Raw genomic sequence first — 18,968 nt, forward strand, 5'->3', positions numbered from 1 at the left:
CTGTGTCGGCGAGGGCCCCTTCCGCGTCACTCATGGACGACTACTGAGCCAGCACGGCTTCCGCTTCGAGCGTCGTGCCGACGGCCTGGACAACGGCCGCGATCTTGAACGCTTCCTGGATCGTCTCGCGGTCCAGCTCGGCCTTGCGCAGCACCTGCTCGTGCGAGTCGAGGCACTGGCCGCAGCCGTTGACCGCGGAGACGGCGAGCGACCACAGCTCGAAGTCGACCTTCTCCACACCCGGGTTGCCGATGACGTTCATCCGCAGACCGGCGCGGAGCGTCCCGTACTCGGGGTCCGAGAGCAGGTGCCGGGTCCGGTAGAAGACGTTGTTCATCGCCATGACCGCGGCGGCGGCCTTGGCGGCCTGGTACGCCTCGGCGGAGAGGTTGGCCTTGGCCTCGGGCTCCAGCTCACGCAGCGCGATGGGGCTGCGCGAGGCGATGGCGGTAGCGAGGACGGTGCCCCAGAGCTGCTGCTGCGAGAGCTTGTCGTTGTTGCCTATGACCGAGCCGAGGTTCAGCTTCAGGTCCTTGGCGTAGTCCGGCAGAGCGGACTTCAGCGCGTCGAGCGACATGGGTCACTCACCGGCCAGCAGCGCGACCGGGTCAAGGGTGGTCTCGCCCTTGGTCCAGTTGCACGGGCACAGCTCGTCGGTCTGCAGGGCGTCCAGCACCCGCAGGACCTCCTTGGGGTTACGGCCGACGGAACCAGCGGTCACCATGGTGAACTGGATCTCGTCGTTGGGGTCCACGATGAAGACGGCGCGCTGCGCGAATCCGTCGGCACCCTCGATGCCGAGGTCGCGCATCAGCTCGTGCTTCGAGTCGGCCAGCATCGGGAAGGGCAGGTCACGCAGGTCGGCGTGGTCCTTGCGCCAGGCGTGGTGGACGAACTCGGAGTCACCCGAGAAGCCGAGGACCTGGGCGTCGCGGTCGGCGAACTCGTCGTTCAGCTTGCCGAAGGCGGCGATCTCGGTGGGGCAGACGAAGGTGAAGTCCTTGGGCCACGCGAAGACGACCTTCCACTTGCCCTCGTAGGACTTGTGGTTGATGACCTCGAACTCCTTGCCGGTCTCCAGGGAGACGCAGGCGGTGAGCTCGAAGGTGGGGAACTGGTCGCCGACAGTCAGCACAGTGTTACTCCAGGGTGCGTGAGGGGGTTGGACATTTGCACCCTGTCACATCGGTGATCCCTGGTGAAATCGATCAATCTGGTCAGTGTGATCAGGGTGACCGATCAATCATGACCGGTTTCGGCCCCTCGGTGGGGGCGGCCCAGGTGTCCCCGGCGTGGCGTCCCCCGGCCGGCCGTCGGCGGGCGGGCGGGGGTGCGCGGTGACATTCTCCCCCGAGGAGTTGCTGAAATCGAGAGAGCGTACGACATTCGGTGAGCGGTACGGGATCGAGTGCGGGGTTACGGGACCGAGCGAGCGGTACGGGATCGAGCGCGGGGTTACGGGATCGGGCCCGGGCGCACGTGATCGAGGCGCCGGCCCGTGAGCGTGTCCCGCATCCGCGATCGTGTCCTGCGCCGGGGGCGCTCTACCATCCGTGACCGCGGCCCCGGGCCACTCCACGGATGCCCCGGCAGGTCCCCTGGGGATTGCCGCTGGCCCCTCCCCGAGCGGGGCCCGGCGCCCGCAGAATGCGCCCATGGACACGGGAGCGGGCGGGAACGGCGTGCGAGTGCTGACCTGGAACGTGTGGTGGCGGTTCGGGCCCTGGGAGCAGCGCCAGAAGGCGATCCTCACCGTGCTGCGCGAACTGCGGCCGGATGTCGTCGGACTCCAGGAGGTCTGGGCACAGGGTGGGGAGAACCTCGCGGAGTGGCTCGCGGAGGAACTCGGTATGCACTGGACCTGGGCCGCGTCGACCGCGCCCGAACGGTGGCAGAACCACCTCGGTGACTCGACCGTCGACTTCGGCAACGCCGTACTGAGCCGGTGGCCCATCCTGGACCGCGCGGTGGCACGGCTGCCCGCCGCCGATGGCGACGATGACGGCAGGCTGGCGCTGTACGCGCTGTTGGACGCGCCGGCCGGCCGGGTGCCGTTCTTCACCACCCATCTGAGCTCGGACATCGACGGCTCGGCCGTCCGCTGCGCACAGGTCGTGGAACTCGCCGGGTTCATTGCGGGCCACCGTGGCGGGACGGAGTTTCCCCCGGTGGTCACCGGGGACCTCAACGCCTGGCCGGACTCGGACGAGATCCGGTTGCTCGGCGGCTACAAGACCGCCCCGGCCGTCCCCGGTCAAGTCCTCCTGGACGCCTGGGAGTACGCCGACCCGGCGGCGCCGTCGAACACCTGGGATCTGGCGAACCCGTATGTCGCGCAGTACTCCGAACCGAGCGTCCGCATCGACTACATCCATGTCGGTCAGCCCGGTCTCCGGGGGATCGGCCGCGTCGGCGCCGTCCGGCGCGCGGGGGACGGCCCGGTCGGCGGGGTCTGGCCCTCCGACCACGCCGCGGTCGTCGCCGACCTGGTGGCCACCGCCCTGCCGCGCCTTCCCTAGGTCGTGTCCCCCCCCCCGGGCGGTCAGAGGGTCTCGCCGGTGCAGGACCCATGGGCGCCGCAGGCGTAGCAGGTGTACCGCATGCATCCGGTGCAGAGCCCGATGTTCTCCATCCGGTACCGGTCCCCGCAGCCGTCGCAGAAGACGCGTTCGCGCAGCATGGCCTTCCAACCGTCGCTGCCGCCGAGGGAGTCGTACGAGGCGGCGACGTACTCCGCCCAGGCGATGTCGTAGTCGGTCCAGTGCCTGAAATGCCAGGAGTACACGGCGAAGAACGCCTTGCCGGTCACCAGATGGTCGCTCCCGCGACCGTCCCGTATCCACGCCTCCGCGAGCCGTCTGATCCGCTCCTCGATGGGCAGTGCGCAGTCGAGGGCCACCTGATTGCTCTCCATCGCCGCATTATGCGGTCGGACGGATCTCCTGGACAGGTGTGGACGCCGGACGGGGAGACACCGGGGCCGGACCGGACCGGTCAGGCCGTGTCTCCCGGGTCACCCAGTCCAGATACCCCGCCGAACCCGCCACCACCGGCACCGCGATGACCTCGGGCGTCTCATAGTCGTGGTGCTCCGTGAGGAACGCGGACAGTCGCTCCACCAGATCGCCGCGCGTCTTGAAGTCGACGCGCCACTCGCGGTCCTGGGCGATGGCTCCCTCCCAGCGGTAGACGGAGGAGATCGGGTAGATCTGGGCGCACGCGGCCAGTCGTTCCTCGACGGCACGGGCCGCCAGGGTCCGGGCGGCGGCCTCGGTCGCCGTGGTCGTGGTCACCACGGCGTGGTCCGGTGTGGTGGTCATGCCGGTGAGCCTAAGGGCTCGGGTCGGGCCGGGGGTTCGGGCGGGACGCGGCCGACGTGGGGCGCTCGTGCGGGTCTTGACCTCAAGTGGAGTCGAGGTCTTAGCGTCGGTCCCGTACCGGACGGACCCCGATCGCAGAGGTGACGCCATGACCCGGACCACCATCCCCTCGCCCGCCGACCCCGCCGTGACGGATGACGCGCTCGCCGCACAGCCCATCGGCTACTGGAGCGGTGCGGCGCACCAGGCCGTCATCAACCACATCCGCGACGCCATGGCCCGCCTGGACGTCACCCAGCCGCAGTGGTGGACGCTCAACCGGGTGGACAGCGGCGGCGAACCGCCGACGCGGGAGGAGGTGGTGAGCCATCTCGCGGAGGTCGCGGACGGCCCGCACGACGTGTCCCGCGTGGTCGATCAACTGCTGCACCGTGGGTGGCTCGACGCGGACGCCGATGGCCGGCTGGGCCTCACGGACGACGGGCGCGCGGCCAAGGCGCGGATCAAGACGCTGGTCACCGAGGTGCGGACGGAGGTCCATGACGGGATAGCCGACGACGAGTACGTCATCGCGCTCAAGGTGCTCCGCAGGATGATCGACAACGTGCGGCGGGCGGGTGCGACCAGCGGCGGCTGAGATGCTGAGGGGGTGGCAGAACTCAATGGGCTCCCCGTCGCGGCCGAGCAGCTTCAGGCCCTCGCCCTCACCAACTACGGGCACTTCACCACCCTCCGGGTGGACGACGGCCGGGTCCGGGGGTTCTCCCTCCATCTGGAGCGGCTGGAGCGGGACTGCCGGACCCTGTTCGGTGTCGATCTCGACCCGGCGCGGGTACGGGCACTGGTGCGGCGGATGGTGCCGGACCGGGGGGCGGCCGTGATCCGGGTCACCGTCTTCGATCCGGCGATCGACATCGGCCGGCCCGAACGCGCCGTGGACCCGCAGGTCCTGGTGGTGCGGCGGGCGGCGGGGACGCTCTCGCCGCCGCCGCTGAGCGTGTCGTCCACCCGCTATGTCCGGGACGTCCCGCAGGTGAAGGGCGTCGGCCTCTTCGGCGCGCTCCACCAGCGGCGGGCCGCCCGACTCGGCGGTTTCGACGACGCCCTCTTCGTCACCCCCGACGGGCTCGTCTCCGAGGGCGGCACCTGGAACATCGGGTTCCATGACGGCGAGCGGGTGGTCTGGCCCGAGGCCGACTGCTTGCCGGGCATCACGATGCGGCTCCTTCAGGGGGCCCGGGACCACCGTGTCGCCCCGGTCCCCCTGGCGGACGTGCCGTCGATGCGGGCCGCCTTCGCCACCAACGCTGCCGTCGGGGTGCGGGCGATCTCCCGGATCGACGGGACGGAGCTGCCCGGCGACCACCCCGTACTCGACAGCCTGCGGCAGGCGTACGCGGAGGTGGCCGCCGAGCCCGTCTGACGACGGAGGTTCAGCGGGGGAGGCGGGTCATCACCGACTCGTAGCCGCCGCCCCCGGGGTAGACCCACGCGCCGGTCACGGTGGAGCCGTCCGCGCTGAACTCGCCCCGGTAGTAGGCGGGCGAGCCCTTCTCGCCGCCCCAGATCGTCAGTGTCTCGCCGGCCAGTTCGTAGACGTAGTCGAAGGTATTGCCCTGACTGTCGTAGAAGCGGGACCTGATGTCGTCGCCCGGCTCGTCCGCGCCGAAGGGCTTCTCCCGGCCGATCACCTCGAAGCCGGTGATCCGCTGGCCGTACTGCTCCAGCTCGATGTCCTGGATGAGGAAGAAGCCGCCCTCCTGCCAGCGGTAGGTGACCGTACCCTCCGCGCCCCCGCTCACCTTCCAGGAGCCGATCATGCGGTCGAAGCGGCGGAGTTCGGCGTCGGGGCGGGGGGTCTCGGTGTTCTGTGACATGGTGTCCGGCCTTCGTGCGAGGGGCGCATCGCTGCGTTGTCGAACGTATGACCGAGCAGGTGGGCGAAAGGAATCGGTCGCACGGGTGTGGTTCGCGTCACATCCGGGTCGCGCTCCTCCCTGTCTGGCGCTCGGCCCGCTCGGTGAAGGAGGCCGGAAGAGGCGATTAGAATCGGGGAACTGATTGGAAGGAATTATCAATGACTGTGGTGAGCCGGGGCAAACAGCCCAGCCTCGCGCAACTGCGCGCCTTCGCCGCCGTGGCCGAACACCTCCACTTCCGTGATGCCGCCGCCGCGATAGGCATGAGCCAGCCCGCGCTCTCCGGCGCCGTGTCCGCCCTGGAGGACGTCCTCGGCGTCCAACTCCTGGAGCGCACGACCCGGAAGGTGCTGCTCTCCGCGGCCGGTGAGCGGCTCGCCGTCCGCGCCAAGGCGGTGCTGACCGCCGTCGGCGCGCTGATGGAGGAGGCGGAGGCGGTACGGGCCCCCTTCACCGGCGTACTCCGGCTCGGGGTGATCCCCACCGTCGCGCCCTATCTGCTGCCGCACGTCCTCCGGCTCGTCCACAGCACTTACCCCGAGCTGGACCTCCAGGTCCACGAGGAACAGACCACCTCGCTGCTCGACGGGCTCACCGCCGGACGGCTCGATCTGCTGCTGCTCGCCGTGCCGCTGGGGGTGCCGGGCATCACGGAGCTACCGCTCTTCGAGGAGGACTTCGTCCTGGTCGTCCCGGACGATCACCGGCTCGGCGGTCGGCGCGACGTGCCCCGCGAGGCGCTGCGGGAACTCCCCCTCCTGCTGCTCGACGAGGGGCACTGCCTCCGTGACCAGGCCCTCGACATCTGCCGGGAGGCGGGGCGCGGCACCGATACCCCGGTGACCACGACCGCGGCCGGTCTCGCCACCCTGGTGCAGCTCGTGGCGGGCGGGCTCGGGGTGACCCTGCTGCCGCGCATCGCCGTCGAGGTGGAGACCGGCCGGGGCGGCCTCCGGACGGGGTACTTCGCCGATCCGGCACCGGCCCGGCGGATCGCGCTGGCGATGCGGGCGGGGGCGGCCCGCCAGGGTGAGTTCGAGGAGTTCGCGGAGGCGCTGCGCGGGGTCCTGCGCCCGCTGCCCGTACGCCCCCTCCCGTAGCGGTGCCGGTGCCGGTGGCCGTGCCGTGAGCACGGCCGGTGCCTCACTCCGTCCGCAGGCCGTCCGGGCGGGTCAGCCGCCAGAGCGACGGCAGGCTCAGCAGTGTCACCAGCAGGATCACCCCCGCGCCCGTCCCCGCCACCGGCAGGAACAGCCACCACTCCGTCACCTCCTTGGCCATCAGCTTCAGCATCGCCGTGCCCAGCAGCAGTCCGCCCGCGACCGCCACCGCCGTGCCCAGGACCACCGGCACCGCCGTCTGCCACAGCACCGACCAGGCGAGCGTCGAGCGCCGGGTACCGAAGGCCAGCAGCACCGACAGCAGCCGTCTGCGCTCCCGCAACTGCTCGATCTGCGAGACCAGCATCGACGCCGCGATCAGGATCATCGTCGCCGTCGCGCCCGCCCGCAGCCCCGTCTGGATGCTCGCGTACTTCTGGTCCCGCTCGATCGCGCGGAGCGTCCAGATGGACATCGTCGGATCGAGTCGGGCCGCGGTGTCCCGGATCGCGTCATGGGCGGCGGGCGAGTCCTCCTCGATCTCGATCATCGCCGTGGTGGAGCCGTGGGGGAGGCGGTCGGCGTCGATCGCGCCGGGGGTCGCGTAGATGCCGTCGTACTCCCAGAAATCGTTCTGGGCGCGGGGCGCCACCGTCGGGGAGTCCAGCGGCAGCGTCCACCGAGGAGCGTTCGCGCCTTCGCCGATGATCAATTCCTCGCCCTTGCGGGCGGTCCGGTCGAGCCACTCGCGCGCCCACTTGTTCTTCGAGTCGCGTGCCACGAAGGTGTCGCCGTCCGCACAGGAGGTGATCCGGGCCAGCTTCACCAGTTCCCGGCAGTCGCCGACGATCAGCGCGACGCTGAGCCAGGGATCGTCCGGGTTCTTCGGGCGGTTACGGGGGTGGTGCGCCGACGCGTTGATCACCGAGGTCACCGCGTGGACGCCCTCGGTGGCGCCGAACTCCTTGATCATCCGTTCGGTCAGGTCGGTGCTCGGGTATCCCGCGGTGACGTTCATCCGGTTCCAGGCCGGGCTGCTGCCGGTGACCTCGTGGAAATCGTCGAGCATCGCCGCGAACACCATCTGGAGGGCGATGGCCCCGGCCACCGCGACCATGATGCCGCTCACCGCCCGGGCCGCCGCGTCGCTCCGCAGCTGTAGGCCCCTGATCGCGAGCTGCCAGGAGACCGGGCCGCCGCGCACCCTGCCCACCCCCGCCTCGATCGCCCACGGCAGCAGCGCCGTGACCCCGAGGAGCACCAGCACCGCCCCGGTCGCCACCGGTATCGGGTAGATCAGCTCCGGATGGTGGTCCTCGGCGACGGCCTCCGCGGCCAGCAGCAGGGCCACCCCGGCGAGCGGTGTCAGCAGCCGCCACCAGAGCCTGCGCCGGCGCCGCGTCGAACTCCGGACGACCCCGAGCGGTTCGATCACCACCGAGCGCAGCGCGAAGAGGGTGACCACGACCGACGCCACGGGCACGGCGAGGACGATGAGCGCGGTCAGCCGGGGCAGCGGGACCATGTCCGAAGGGAAGGCGCTCAGGCCCCAGATCCGTACCGAACCGGCGAACAGCCGGGCGACGGTGAAGACCGCGCCCCCCACGAGCAGCCCGAGCACGGAGCCGAACAGGGCCTCGCCCGCGGCGATCCGGCGGGTCATCCGGGCGTCCGCGCCGATCAGCCGCAGCGCCGCCAGCCGGCGGTCGCGGCGGTCGCCGCCGAAGCGGACCGCGGTGGCGATGAACACCGCCACCGGCATCAGCAGGACGACCACGATCAGCGTGGCCAGTACGGAGAGGATCGGGTCGATCCCGCCGTGGGCGAAGTCCCGGCCGCCGTAACCGTTGGTGCGCTCGCCGCCGTTGGTCGGGGACAGCGTCGCGCTGCCCGCGTAGAAGAGGAGTTCGCCGGGGTCGAGCAGGCCCGCCTTCGCGACGGTGCCGACCACGCGGTAGTCCAGCCGCCGGTCCAACTGCCGGCCCTCGGGCGACGCGAGCAGTTCGGCCAGGGCGGGGGAGACCAGCATCTCGCCGGGCCCCGGGAGTTCGAGGACGCCCGGGGGCAGCGCGGGATGGTCGCCGTCGGCGCGCAGCAGCGTGCCCCTGACGGTGTCGGCACGGTACTCGGTGGAGATGTCCGCCCAGACGGTCGTGGTGGCGGTGGGCTTCGCCGGCCCCGTCCGCAGATAGCTCGTCGGGGTGCGCTGGTCGCCGCGTTCCTCGCGGGCCTCGACGACCTGCGGGATCGAGGAGGTGATCAGCAGCAGGGCCACGCCGAGCCCGACGCCGACGGCGGTCAGGGTGTTGCGGATCCAACCCTCCCGGCCGCCGAGCGCGCCGAACCGGACGCCGAGCGCCAGATCGCGCGCCCGGCCGAGGGCCGGTCCGGGGCGGTGGCGCACGGCGGGCGCGGTGGTGCCGCGCTCGTCGAGGAGGGTCATACCGCGTGGTCCGGGTCCCTGGTCCGGCCGTCACGCACGACGATCTCGCGATCGGAGTAGGCGGCGACCCGGGCCTCGTGGGTGACCAGGACGACGGCGGCCTGGGTGAGCCGGGCCGCGTCCGTCAGCAACTGCATCACGCGTTCGCCGCTGTACGAGTCGAGCGCCCCGGTCGGCTCGTCGGCGAAGACCACCCGGGGCGAGGTGACCAGCGCGCGGGCGACCGCGACCCGCTGGGCCTGGCCGCCGGAGACCTCGCCGGGTCGCTGCCCGCCGATGTCGTCGACCTCCAGCCGCTCCAGCCACTCGCGCGCGGACTGCTCCGCCGCCTTGCGCCGGGCGCCGGCGAGCCGGAGCGGCAGGGCCACGTTCTCCGTACAGCTCAATTCCGGTACGAGCTGTCCGAACTGGAACACGAAGCCGAAGTCCGTACGGCGCAGGGCGCTGCGGCCCGCGTCCGACAGAGTGGTCAGCTCGCGCCCGCCGTACCGGATGCGCCCGGTGTCCGGCCGGATGATCCCGGCGAGACAGTGCAGCAGGGTCGACTTGCCGGAGCCGGACGGCCCCAGGACGGCGACGACCTCGCCGGGGTGGATGGAGAAGGAGGCGCCGTCGAGCGCGGAGGTCTGACCGTACGTCTTGCGCAGGTCCTCGGCGACGAGGAGGGATCCCGCCGGAATCATGTACTGATCTCCTCCGCCAGCTTCGCCAGCCGGGTCGCGGTCAGCTCAAGCCAGCGCAGATCCGCTTCCAGGTGGAAGAGGGCGTGGTCGCAGATCAACTGGTCGGCGAGGTCGCCCTGGCGCTTGCGGTCGGTGAGGATGCGCATCATCCGCAGGTGCTCACCGCGCTGGGTGTCCAGCAGATCGGCGGCGTGGCGCCCGGTCAGCAGGGCGAGCACGACCTTGGTGTAGAGGATCGATTGGAGGTACGGCTCCGGCTTCTCGGGCTGGGCGAGCCAGCGCGAGACATCCGTGATCCCGGCCTCGGTGATGGCGTACCGCTTGCGCTCGGGGCCGCCACCGGCCTCGACGCCGTCGACCTCGACCAGGCCGTTCTTCAGCAGCCGGGACATGGTCGAGTAGACCTGCCCGTAGTGCAGGGGCCGGTCGTGACCGAACTTCTCGTCGAAGGCGCGCTTCAGGTCGTAGCCGTGGCGCGGCCCGGACTCCAGCAGACCGAGGAGCGTGTGACCGATGGACATGTCGGCACTATACGCGGCGTGTATACCTCAGGGGGACCACCGTCGGAATCACCGGGGTGCCGTACGGCCCGTTCTGGTCCGGTACGGGGAGCCCCGGCGCCCCCGCACACCGGTGGGGCACCCCCGTCCGAGGGTGCCCCACCGTGATTCTTCTCGTCGCCCGGTTCGCCGCGATCCGCCAGGAATGCCTTATCCCTCGGGGGAGGTCTTCGGAGGGGTTTCGGGAGGGGATTCCGGCCGGGTCGTCGGCCGCCCCCGCTTGGGGATCGGCGCCACTCCGCCCGGCAGTCGCCCCGCCTCGGCCAGCGCCCGCCGCAGCAGGAACTCGATCTGGGCGTTCGCGCTGCGCAGTTCGTCCGACGCCCACCGCGCCAGCGCCTCGTACACCACCGGGTCCAGCCGCAGCAGGACCTGTTTGCGCTCGGGCGGCGGGGTCACTGGTAGAGCGTGCCCGTGTTGAGGACCGGCTGCGCCGAGCGGTCACCGCACAACACCACCATCAGGTTGGACACCATCGCCGCCTTCCGCTCCGCGTCGAGGTCGACGATATCCCGCTCGGTGATCCGGGCGATGGCTTCCTCGACCATGCCCACCGCGCCCTCCACGATCAGGCGCCGTGCCGCGACCACCGCACCGGCCTGCTGGCGCTGGAGCATCGCGGAGGCGATCTCGGGGGCGTACGCGAGGTGGGTGAAGCGGGACTCGATGATGTGCACGCCCGCCGCCTCGACCCGCGCGCGCAGCTCGACCGCGAGCTTCTCGGTGATTTCCTCGGCGTTGCCCCGCAGCGAGAGGCCGTCCTCGTCGTGCGAGTCGTACGGGTACTCGATCGCGATGTGGCGGACGGCGGCCTCGGTCTGGGTGGAGACGAACTCCAGGAAGTCATCCACCTCGAAGAGCGCCTGCGCGGTGTCCTCGACCTTCCACACCACGACCGCGGCCAGCTCGATGGGGTTGCCGTAGGCGTCGTTCACCTTGAGGACCGCGGTCTCGTGGTTCCGGACCCGGGTGGAGATCTTCTCCCGCGAGGTGAGCGGGTTGACCCAGCGGAGGCCGTCGGTGCGGATCGTGCCTCGGTAGCGGCCGAAGAGCTGGACGACGCGGGCCTCGCCGGGCGCGACCATGTTCAGTCCGCCCATGGCGATGAAGGCGCCGACGACGACGAGGCAGCCGGCGATGATCAGGGCGACCTTCAGTCCGGTGCCGCCGACAACGGCACCGGCCACGATGAGCACGGCGCCCAGGGCGACCCCGAGCAGTCCGAGCAGCAGGGCGAGGCCGCCGCCGATGCTGTGGGCCTGGAACTCGCGGACCCGTGGCGTCGGCATCTCTGGCGCGTCGTTGGGTGTCGCCGTGGTGGCGGTCATGGGATCCCCCGTGTGTCGTGTGGGAACGGAATATTCGTCCCGTTATGGGCTCGCTAGCGATTGGCTAGCAATGTGATTACACATTAGCGCGGATCGCAACCTTGCGCACCTCTCGGGAGTCGGTTCCTGGAGACGGGGTGCTGATTGTCACGTCCGGAAAGGGCTGATCAGTGAACCTTTGTCACAGCAAGCGGTGCTAGTTTTCTGAGCTGTTTCCTTGCGCCGTCGTCGCGCGGGGTACCCGGTGGTACGGCACTTTCCTGAACGGAAGACCGAAGAGCGGAGCGGACAAGCGATGGGCCGAGCGGAAGCGCGACAGGCGCGAGAGCGCGAGGCGCGTCAGACCAGACGGGTCGGACGCACGGGTATACGGCGCTTCTTCACCTGGAAGAAGCTGTTGGGCACGTTCCTCGGTATCTGTCTGCTCGTCATGGGCGCGTTCTTCGTGATCTACCTCTTGGTGCCCGTACCCAAGGCCAACGCCGAGGCCGAACTGCAGAGCAACGTCTACAAGTACAGCGACGGCACGATCCTCACCCGCACCGGCACGGTCAACCGGGAGATCGTCGGCCTGGACAAGATCCCCAAGGACGTCCAGTACACGTTCGTCGCGGCCGAGAACAAGTCGTTCTTCCAGGACTCGGGCATCGACCTCAAGGGCACCGCGCGCGGTCTGGTCAACACCGTCACCGGCAAGGGCAAGCAGGGTGGCTCGACCATCACCCAGCAGTACGTCAAGAACTTCTACCTGAACCAGGACCAGACGGTCAGCCGCAAGCTGAAGGAACTGGTCATCTCGCTCAAGGTCGACCAGAAGAAGAACAAGAGCGAGATACTCGCCGGCTACATCAACACCAGTTACTACGGCCGGGGCGCGTACGGCATCCAGGCCGCGGCCCAGGCGTACTACGGCGTCGACGCCGAGAAGCTGAACGTCGCCCAGGGCGCCTATCTCGCGGCCCTGCTCCAGGCCCCGAACCAGTACGACTGGGCGGTCGCATCGGACACCGGCAAGAAGCTGGTCACCGAGCGCTGGCACTACGTCCTGGACAACATGGTCGAGGAGGGCTGGCTCGACGCCCCCGTCCGGGACGGTCTCACCTTCCCCGTGCCCAAGGCCCCCAAGGCCGCCCCCGGCATGGAGGGCCAGACCGGCTACCTGGTGGAGGCCGCCAACGCCGAGCTGGTGAAGCGGAACATCAGCGAAGAGGACATCGAGGCCGGCGGCTGGACGATCACCCTCAACATCGACAAGAAGCGCCAGCAGGCGCTGGAGCGGGCCGTCGACAAGCAGCTTGAGGCCAAGCTCGACCGCAAGGGCGACAAGAAGGACGCCACCGTCCAGGCCGGCGCGACCTCCGTCGACCCCGAGACCGGTGAGGTCGTCGCCCTCTACGGCGGTGTCGGCGCCACCGAGCACTGGCTCTCCAACGCCACCCGGCGCGACTACCAGCCCGCCTCCACCTTCAAGCCGATCGTGCTCGCCTCCGCCCTGGAGAACGATTCGGTGACCCAGGGTGGCGACCCGATCGGTCTCAACACGGTCTACGACGGCACCAGCAAGCGCCCGGTCGAGGGCAGCGAGGTCGCCTTCGCGCCGGAGAACGAGGACGACCGGGACCACGGCAAGGAGATATCCGTCCAGCGGGCGACCGAGAAGTCGGTCAACTCCGTCTACGCGCAGATGATCGTGGACGTCGGCCCGGACAAGACGAAGAAGACCGCCCTCGACCTCGGTATGAGCGACGGCAAGGGCTGGCCCGAGCAGCCCGCCATGTCGCTGGGCACGATGGGCGCCTCCACCTGGGACATGGCCGCGGTCTACGCGACCCTCGACAACCACGGCAAGAAGGTCACACCGACGATCGTCAAGTCGGCCGAGCACGAGGTCCGCCAGGCCGGCCCCGCGGCGAAGTCCGGGGAGCAGGTGGTGAGCCGGGGCACGGCGGACACCGTCACCTCGGCCCTCCAGGGTGTCGTGCGGAACGGCTCCGGCAGCCGGGCGGGCGGCGACTACCAGGCGGCCGGCAAGACCGGCACCTCGGAGAACAACCGGTCGGCCTGGTTCGTGGGCTACACGCCCAAGCTGGTCACCGCCGTCGCACTGTTCGGCGAGAAGGCCGACGGCACCGGTCAGGTGACCCTGACCGACACCATCGACGAGGGCCGCCGCGCCAGCGGTGGCCGGGTCCCGGCGCAGATCTGGCAGCAGTACACCTCCGGGGCGCTCGGCGCGGACGCCACCGCCCGGTTCGACCTGGAGGTCAAGGAGCCCGCCCGGATCGAGCGCTCGCCCGAACCGTCCGAGTCGGTCAGCGAGAGCCCCTCGGAGCGGGAGTCGCCGGAGCCCGAGGAGAGCGAGTCGAAGCCGACGCCGTCGGAGTCGTCGTCCGAGCCGGAGCGCGAGGAGCCGTCGAACTCGCCCAGCGAGAGCGAGTCCCGCAGGCCGAGCCAGTCCGAGTCGCCCGACCCGGGCGAGTCCGAGGAGCCGGGCAACTCCAACGGGGGCGGGAACAGCAACGGCGGCGGCAACGGCAGCGGCGGAAACGGCGGCCAGGGCGGCCGGGACTAAAACTCCCGGCGCCCCGGCATCACCGAGCCGCGTACGAACGGTCCCCCCGGCAGATCGCTGCCGGGGGGACCGTTCGTACGGGGGCGGTTCGGCCGCCGTACGGCACGGTGGCCGCCGTTCGCGTGCCACCCCGCTGAACGCCGGCCGACCGCTGGCCGACCGCGGGATCAGCCGCCGTTCACCGCCTTGGCGATCCGGTCGCCGACGCCCTTGTCGATATTGCGCCAGTACTGGAACGCCCGGTCCAGGATCGGACGGGACACGCCCTGCGCCAGATGCCCGGAGACGTTCGCCACCAGCCGGTCCCGGGCCGCGTCGTCCAGCACCTCACGGACCTGGGTGCCCGCCTGGCCCCAGTCGTCGTCGTCCCGGCGCAGGGTGTACGCCTCGCGCACCATCTCGCCCGCGCTGGCCCAGCCGGCCGGTTCGCCGAACTGCGCCACATCGGCGGCCGGCCCGCCGAAGGAGTTCGGCGCGTACGGCATCGCCGCGTTCGACGGCACGTACCGCATCGCACCGTCCTTGGCGTACGAGTTCACCGCCGAGTGCGGCCGGTTCGGCGGTAGCTGTGCGTAGTTCGTGCCGATCCGGTAGCGATGGGCGTCCGGGTACGAGAACAGCCGGCCGAGCAGCATCTTGTCCGGCGACACGCCGATCCCGGGCACCAGGTTCGACGGCTCGAACGACGCCTGCTCGATGTGGACGAAGTAGTCCTCGGGGTTCCGGTTGAGCGTCATCCGTCCGACGTCGATCAGCGGGTAGTCGCCGTGCGGCCACACCTTGGTCAGGTCGAACGGATTGAAGCGGTAGTCCGGCGCGTCGTCGAACGGCATGATCTGGACCTTGAGGCTCCAGCTCGGCGCGTTCCCGGACTCGATCGACTCGTGCAGGTCCCGCCGGTGCCGGTCCGCGTCGGAACCCGCCAGCTCATCGGCCTCCGACTGGGTGAGGAAGTCGACGCCCTGGTCGGTCTTGAAGTGGTACTTCACCCAGAACCGCTCACCGCCCGCGTTCACCCACATATAGGTGTGCGAGCTGTAGCCGTTCATGAAGCGGTACGACTTCGGGATGCCCCGGTCGCCCATCAGCCAGGTGACCTGGTGGGCCGTCTCCGGGGAGAGGGTCCAGAAGTCCCACTGCATCTCGTTGTTCCGCAGCCCGGTGGCCGGATGGCGCTTCTGCGAGCGGATGAAGTCCTGGAACTTCTGCGGGTCGCGGACGAAGAAGATCGGCGTGTTGTTGCCGACCATGTCGTAGTTGCCGTGCTCGGTGTAGAACTTCAGCGCGAAGCCGCGGGGGTCGCGCCAGGTGTCGGGGGAGCCCTGCTCGCCGGCGACCGTCGAGAAGCGGGCCAGCATCTCGGTGCGCCGGCCCGGCTGGAACAGATCGGCCTTGGTGAACTGGCTGATGTCCTGGGTGACCTCGAAGACGCCGTACGCGCCCGCTCCCTTGGCGTGCACCACCCGCTCGGGGACCCGTTCACGGTTGAACTGGGCCATCTTCTCGATCACGTAGTGGTCTTGGAGCAGGATCGGGCCGTCGGGACTGATGGTCAGCGAGTGCTCGTCGCTCTCCACCGGGATCCCGGCGTTGTTGGTCGTGTACGGAGCCTTCGGGGATGACTCGGTCACGAGCGTTCTCCCGTTCGTGGGGGATGGGTGGGGTCGCTTCGGCCGTGCTCCCCAGTCAACTCCGCCGACACATTGTCGGCAACATCTGGACGGGGTCCGGGGCTGGACGGGTGAGGGGCCGGGCGGCGGCCCCTGCCGTGGCCCCCGCCCGCCCGGCAGGGCTCCTCGGCCCGTGGCCCCCGCCCGCCCGGCAGGGCTCCCCGGCCCTGGTCCCCGCCCGCCTTGTTTCCCCCGCCCGGGAGTGGCTTCCCCCGGACGACGGAGGGCCCCGGACGATTTCCCCCGGACGACGGAGGGGGGCGGGTGCGCCCCGGAGTCGTGACCCCCGGCGCGCACCCGCCCCCCTCCCCCTCTCAGGACCTGGATCCCGGCCGGGGCTGCCCCCGGCCCGTACCCCCTACAGCCGGGTCGGCAGCTCGAACCAGACGACCTTGCCGCTGGAGAGCCGGGTCGCGCCCCAACGCCGGGCCAGCCGGTTCACCAGGAACAGCCCGCGCCCGCCCTCGTCCGTGTCCCGCGCCCGCCGCTGCCGGGGCAACTGCGGGGAGTCGTCCCCGACCTCACAGCGCAGCACGTCCGTCCGCAGCAGCCGCAGGGTCACCGGCCGCTCCGCATACCGCACGGCATTGGTGACCACCTCGCTGACCAGCAGTTCCACCGCGTCGCTCAGCTCCTCCAGACCCCAGCGGGAGAGTGCCCTGCGGGCCAGCCGCCGGGCCCGGCCCGGTGCCGCGTCCTCCGGCTCCAGGAACCAATAGGCGACATCGCTCGGCGCGATCCCGTCGAAGCGGGCGGCGAGCAGCGCGATGTCATCGTCCCGGTCGCCGGGGCCGAGCATGTCCAGCACGTCGTCGCAGAGCGCCTCCAGCGGCGGTGAATGGTCGGGACCGGTGAGCTGTGCGGTGGCGGCGAGCCGTTCCCGCAACTGTTCGATCCCGGTCCAGACGTCCCGCAGCCGGGACTCCACCAGGCCGTCCGTGTAGAGCAGCAGAGTGGCGCCGGCCGGGGCGTCCAGCTCCACGGCCTCGAAGTCCACCCCACCGACCCCGATCGGCGCGCCCGGGGGCACCCGCAGCACCTCGGCCCGGCCGCCCAGGTGCAGCAGCACGGGCGGCGGGTGTCCGGCGTTGGCGATGGTGATCCGGTGCGAGACCGGGTCGTACACCGCGTACATGCAGGTCGCCATGCGGTCGCTGCCGAGCCGCTGGGCCTGTTCGTCCAGATGGTGGAGAACCTCCTGCGGCGGCAGATCCAGCCCGGCGAGGGTCTGCGCCGTCGTCCGGAGCTGGCCCATGATCGCGGCCGAGGTCATCGAGTGGCCCATCACATCGCCGACGACCAGCGCGACCCGGCTGCCGGGCAGCGGGATGGCGTCGTACCAGTCGCCGCCGACCCGGGCGGTCTCGGCCGCGGGCAGATAGCGCGAGGCGAGCCGCACCCCGGTCGGCTGGGGCAGCGAGTCCGGCAGCATGGTGCGCTGGAGCTCGTCCGCGATGTACGCCTCCCGGCCGTACAGGACCGCCTTGTCGATACCGAGCGCCGTATGGGTCGCGAGCTGGGCGGCGACCAGCAGGTCGTTGGGCTCGAAGGCGGGCCGGTCGGGCCGACGCAGGAAGACGGCGGCACCGATCACCCGCCGGCGGCCGCGCAGCGGGGCGAGTATGGCGCGGTGGCCGCTGGGCACGGTCCGTTCGGCGCCGAGCAGCTCGGGCAGGGCTGCGCGCGCCGCGGCGGAGTCGCCGAAGACGGGTCGTACCCCGCGCAGCACCTCGGACAGGGCGCCGCCCGCCCGCACCTCGCACAGCTCGGCGGCGGGGGTCAGGTCGTTGTGCGGATCGATGACGGGGATGGGAGAGGCCCCGCCGAAGTCCGCGGTCTCATCGGCTAAACGCAGCCGGTCGGTCCGGCGCAGTCGTAGCACGAAGGGTGAGACCGGCCGCTCGTCGCCCACCGGCAGCGGATCGCGGAGATAGACCAGGATCGCGTCGGAGAAGGTGGGCACGGTGGCCCGGCAGAGCCCGAGCACGATCTCGTCGAGGTCTATGCCGCGGGCGATCCGACGGGTCGCCGCCCCCACGAAGCGCAGCCGGTCACCCTCGCGCCTGGCCGTCCCCGCGAGGTCCTGCAGGTCCTGCGGCGGCCCGTGGGGCGTGGGCACGGCCGGGGAACCGGCCGACTCCGCCCGGGGCCGGGTGCGTTCCTGCGGCCGGGCAGCCAAGGGCTGTCGGCCTTCGTGGGAGGTGGGCTGCTCCGTCACGCGTGGGCTTCCGTCCGTCTGGGCCGGGTGTGCGATGCGAACGCCTCATGAGGCGGTATACCCGCTCTGCGGGTGGCGTCGACAGGGTGGCGGGCATCCGGCACAGCTCCACCCCCATAGAAGTGACTCGTGGTGACCTGAGGTCAGGTCGTGTGCTGAGCTCAATGGTTACCGAACAGGGGCCGAACGGCGCAGCCCTGCGGACGACGATCCTACGTTTGCCCCCTGGGGGCGTATCAAGAGTCTCACGGCCCCGTCTGCGCCGGAGCGCGTTCCCGGGCGGGAGTCAGACATCTTGCGCGGGTACCGTGCACCGTGCCCGCCCTGCTCAGAGGGGGGTCGTGGGGTCCGGGCCGACCACCGGGCGGCGGGCGTGGTCAAGAGTCGCGGGGCGGCCGTGGCCGTATCCGGTCGGGTGGCGGTTGCCCTCGGGCGGGCCACGGTCACCGTACGGGGGCGCGGCGCGCTCATGACGCCATCCGCACGGGCGTACGGTCCCAGTCGGCCGGCAGCTCGGGCACCGGCCACTCCGGGTCCGGCCGCCAGTGCTCCCAGCCGTCCGAGAACGGGGCTCCCCAGGCCCGTACGGCCGCCACGGCGCCCGCTCCCCCCGCCCGCACCCGGCGGGCCGTCCGGGCGTCCATCAGGCCCGCCCGCTGTGCCTCGGCGAACTCGTCCTCGTCGCGCCAGACCCAACTGCGGTCGGGAAAGACCGAGATGTCCAGGAAGTGGTCCTCGGAGTCGACGCCACCGGCCCAGCGGACCCGGGGCTCCTCCAAATTGACGTACCAGCTCTTGAAGTCCCAGTCGGGGTCCCAGAAGAGCCAGACCGACCACGGCTCACCGGGGCGGGCGAGCTTGAGCACCCCCGTACCGAACCAGCGGTCGCGGACGACCGTGCGCGGCGCCGTGTAGCGGGTGGCGAGCGGCTGTTCGTGGACGGGGGTGCCGTCGGCGAGTATCGGTTTCACGCACTCCGTGCCCGCGGCCAGCCACACGGCGAGCAGCTCGGGGGTGTCCCGGACGACCGTCACCGGACGGCAGATGTGCACACGGGCCCCACCGGGACTCCGGGCATGGTCGCGATAGCGCCAGAGGATCTGGTCCCCGGGCGCCCAGCGTTCGACGCGTTCCGTGCCTGTCATGAGCAGATTT

The 18,968-nt window shown here is 70.9% G+C and carries 18 protein-coding genes; 5 read left to right on the forward strand and 13 right to left on the reverse strand.

The features are described from left to right. Window positions 1-40: 40 nt before the first annotated feature. A complete protein-coding gene (locus ACH4S7_RS09460; RefSeq protein ID WP_398520507.1) occupies window positions 41-577 on the reverse strand; it encodes an alkyl hydroperoxide reductase in 537 nt (178 codons plus the stop codon). A 3-nt stretch (window positions 578-580) separates the two neighbouring features. After that, window positions 581-1,135 (reverse strand): peroxiredoxin, encoded by a 555-nt coding sequence (locus ACH4S7_RS09465; RefSeq protein WP_398520508.1) that lies wholly within the window; start codon window positions 1,133-1,135, stop codon window positions 581-583. A 520-nt stretch (window positions 1,136-1,655) separates the two neighbouring features. Between ACH4S7_RS09465 and ACH4S7_RS09470 the strand changes: the two genes are divergently transcribed. After that, a complete protein-coding gene (locus ACH4S7_RS09470) occupies window positions 1,656-2,519 on the forward strand; it encodes an endonuclease/exonuclease/phosphatase family protein (protein ID WP_398520509.1) in 864 nt (287 codons plus the stop codon). Between the two features lie 23 nt (window positions 2,520-2,542). Here the strand turns inward: ACH4S7_RS09470 and ACH4S7_RS09475 are convergent, their stop codons facing one another. Both ACH4S7_RS09475 and cutA read right to left on the reverse strand, forming a co-directional pair. Further along, entirely contained in the window at window positions 2,543-2,914 is a 372-nt protein-coding gene (locus tag ACH4S7_RS09475) for a hypothetical protein (protein WP_398520510.1), read from the reverse strand. A gap of 7 nt (window positions 2,915-2,921) precedes the next feature. Next, window positions 2,922-3,320, reverse strand: a complete 399-nt coding sequence (gene cutA / locus ACH4S7_RS09480) for a divalent-cation tolerance protein CutA (protein ID WP_398520511.1) — start codon at window positions 3,318-3,320, stop codon at window positions 2,922-2,924. A gap of 148 nt (window positions 3,321-3,468) precedes the next feature. Here cutA and ACH4S7_RS09485 point away from each other — a divergent pair, with 148 nt between their 5' ends. After that, a complete protein-coding gene (locus ACH4S7_RS09485) occupies window positions 3,469-3,957 on the forward strand; it encodes a MarR family winged helix-turn-helix transcriptional regulator (RefSeq protein ID WP_398520512.1) in 489 nt (162 codons plus the stop codon). Window positions 3,958-3,969: 12 nt separating this feature from the next. Then, the gene (locus tag ACH4S7_RS09490; protein WP_398520513.1) at window positions 3,970-4,743 is read left to right on the forward strand and encodes an aminotransferase class IV family protein; all 774 of its coding nucleotides are present in this window, start codon (window positions 3,970-3,972) and stop codon (window positions 4,741-4,743) included. A gap of 10 nt (window positions 4,744-4,753) precedes the next feature. Here the strand turns inward: ACH4S7_RS09490 and ACH4S7_RS09495 are convergent, their stop codons facing one another. Next, window positions 4,754-5,197, reverse strand: coding sequence for a hypothetical protein (locus tag ACH4S7_RS09495; protein ID WP_398520514.1), 444 nt, complete (start codon window positions 5,195-5,197; stop codon window positions 4,754-4,756). 200 nt (window positions 5,198-5,397) lie between these two features. Between ACH4S7_RS09495 and ACH4S7_RS09500 the strand changes: the two genes are divergently transcribed. Further along, entirely contained in the window at window positions 5,398-6,339 is a 942-nt protein-coding gene (locus tag ACH4S7_RS09500; protein ID WP_398520515.1) for a LysR substrate-binding domain-containing protein, read from the forward strand. A gap of 43 nt (window positions 6,340-6,382) precedes the next feature. Here ACH4S7_RS09500 and ACH4S7_RS09505 read toward each other — a convergent pair whose 3' ends face one another. The 5 genes from ACH4S7_RS09505 to ACH4S7_RS09525 form a co-directional block, all read right to left on the reverse strand. Further along, on the reverse strand, window positions 6,383-8,782 hold the full coding sequence (locus tag ACH4S7_RS09505) for an FtsX-like permease family protein (RefSeq protein WP_398520516.1): 2,400 nt from the start codon (window positions 8,780-8,782) through the stop codon (window positions 6,383-6,385). After that, entirely contained in the window at window positions 8,779-9,465 is a 687-nt protein-coding gene (locus tag ACH4S7_RS09510; RefSeq protein WP_398520517.1) for an ABC transporter ATP-binding protein, read from the reverse strand. Before ACH4S7_RS09510 ends, ACH4S7_RS09505 begins: the two co-directional genes overlap by 4 nt. Beyond that, entirely contained in the window at window positions 9,462-9,986 is a 525-nt protein-coding gene (locus ACH4S7_RS09515) for a PadR family transcriptional regulator (RefSeq protein WP_398520518.1), read from the reverse strand. Before ACH4S7_RS09515 ends, ACH4S7_RS09510 begins: the two co-directional genes overlap by 4 nt. 189 nt (window positions 9,987-10,175) lie before the next feature. Next, a complete protein-coding gene (locus ACH4S7_RS09520; RefSeq protein ID WP_398520519.1) occupies window positions 10,176-10,424 on the reverse strand; it encodes a hypothetical protein in 249 nt (82 codons plus the stop codon). Beyond that, complete coding sequence (locus ACH4S7_RS09525; RefSeq protein WP_398520520.1) at window positions 10,421-11,353, reverse strand: SPFH domain-containing protein; 933 nt, start codon at window positions 11,351-11,353, stop codon at window positions 10,421-10,423. The genes ACH4S7_RS09520 and ACH4S7_RS09525 overlap by 4 nt, the downstream gene beginning before the upstream one ends. 295 nt (window positions 11,354-11,648) lie before the next feature. Here ACH4S7_RS09525 and ACH4S7_RS09530 point away from each other — a divergent pair, with 295 nt between their 5' ends. Then, window positions 11,649-13,925: a transglycosylase domain-containing protein gene (locus ACH4S7_RS09530; RefSeq protein ID WP_398520521.1), complete on the forward strand. Its 2,277-nt coding sequence runs from the start codon at window positions 11,649-11,651 to the stop codon at window positions 13,923-13,925. A 167-nt stretch (window positions 13,926-14,092) separates the two neighbouring features. Here the strand turns inward: ACH4S7_RS09530 and ACH4S7_RS09535 are convergent, their stop codons facing one another. The 3 genes from ACH4S7_RS09535 to ACH4S7_RS09545 form a co-directional block, all read right to left on the reverse strand. After that, window positions 14,093-15,556 carry a catalase gene (locus ACH4S7_RS09535; RefSeq protein ID WP_398520522.1) on the reverse strand — a complete coding sequence of 488 codons (1,464 nt, stop codon included), beginning with the start codon at window positions 15,554-15,556 and terminating at the stop codon, window positions 14,093-14,095. A 397-nt stretch (window positions 15,557-15,953) separates the two neighbouring features. Further along, a complete protein-coding gene (locus ACH4S7_RS09540; RefSeq protein WP_398520523.1) occupies window positions 15,954-17,813 on the reverse strand; it encodes a SpoIIE family protein phosphatase in 1,860 nt (619 codons plus the stop codon). Between the two features lie 467 nt (window positions 17,814-18,280). Next, window positions 18,281-18,958, reverse strand: coding sequence for a DUF402 domain-containing protein (locus ACH4S7_RS09545; protein ID WP_398520524.1), 678 nt, complete (start codon window positions 18,956-18,958; stop codon window positions 18,281-18,283). Window positions 18,959-18,968 lie beyond the last annotated feature (10 nt).

Origin of the sequence: Streptomyces sp. NPDC020965 (assembly GCF_044333555.1) — a bacterium.
Lineage (GTDB): Bacteria > Actinomycetota > Actinomycetes > Streptomycetales > Streptomycetaceae > Streptomyces.

What these genes read in the sequence shown, in the direction of transcription:
- ACH4S7_RS09460 (WP_398520507.1), bottom strand. Translation starts at nt 577, where the DNA reads ATGTCGCTCGACGCGCTGAAGTCCGCTCTGCCGGACTACGCCAAGGAC.
- ACH4S7_RS09470 (WP_398520509.1), top strand. Translation starts at nt 1,656, where the DNA reads ATGGACACGGGAGCGGGCGGGAACGGCGTGCGAGTGCTGACCTGGAAC.
- ACH4S7_RS09475 (WP_398520510.1), bottom strand. Translation starts at nt 2,914, where the DNA reads ATGGAGAGCAATCAGGTGGCCCTCGACTGCGCACTGCCCATCGAGGAG.
- cutA (WP_398520511.1), bottom strand. Translation starts at nt 3,320, where the DNA reads ATGACCACCACACCGGACCACGCCGTGGTGACCACGACCACGGCGACC.
- ACH4S7_RS09485 (WP_398520512.1), top strand. Translation starts at nt 3,469, where the DNA reads ATGACCCGGACCACCATCCCCTCGCCCGCCGACCCCGCCGTGACGGAT.
- ACH4S7_RS09495 (WP_398520514.1), bottom strand. Translation starts at nt 5,197, where the DNA reads ATGTCACAGAACACCGAGACCCCCCGCCCCGACGCCGAACTCCGCCGC.
- ACH4S7_RS09500 (WP_398520515.1), top strand. Translation starts at nt 5,398, where the DNA reads ATGACTGTGGTGAGCCGGGGCAAACAGCCCAGCCTCGCGCAACTGCGC.
- ACH4S7_RS09505 (WP_398520516.1), bottom strand. Translation starts at nt 8,782, where the DNA reads ATGACCCTCCTCGACGAGCGCGGCACCACCGCGCCCGCCGTGCGCCAC.
- ACH4S7_RS09510 (WP_398520517.1), bottom strand. Translation starts at nt 9,465, where the DNA reads ATGATTCCGGCGGGATCCCTCCTCGTCGCCGAGGACCTGCGCAAGACG.
- ACH4S7_RS09515 (WP_398520518.1), bottom strand. Translation starts at nt 9,986, where the DNA reads ATGTCCATCGGTCACACGCTCCTCGGTCTGCTGGAGTCCGGGCCGCGC.
- ACH4S7_RS09525 (WP_398520520.1), bottom strand. Translation starts at nt 11,353, where the DNA reads ATGACCGCCACCACGGCGACACCCAACGACGCGCCAGAGATGCCGACG.
- ACH4S7_RS09530 (WP_398520521.1), top strand. Translation starts at nt 11,649, where the DNA reads ATGGGCCGAGCGGAAGCGCGACAGGCGCGAGAGCGCGAGGCGCGTCAG.
- ACH4S7_RS09545 (WP_398520524.1), bottom strand. Translation starts at nt 18,958, where the DNA reads ATGACAGGCACGGAACGCGTCGAACGCTGGGCGCCCGGGGACCAGATC.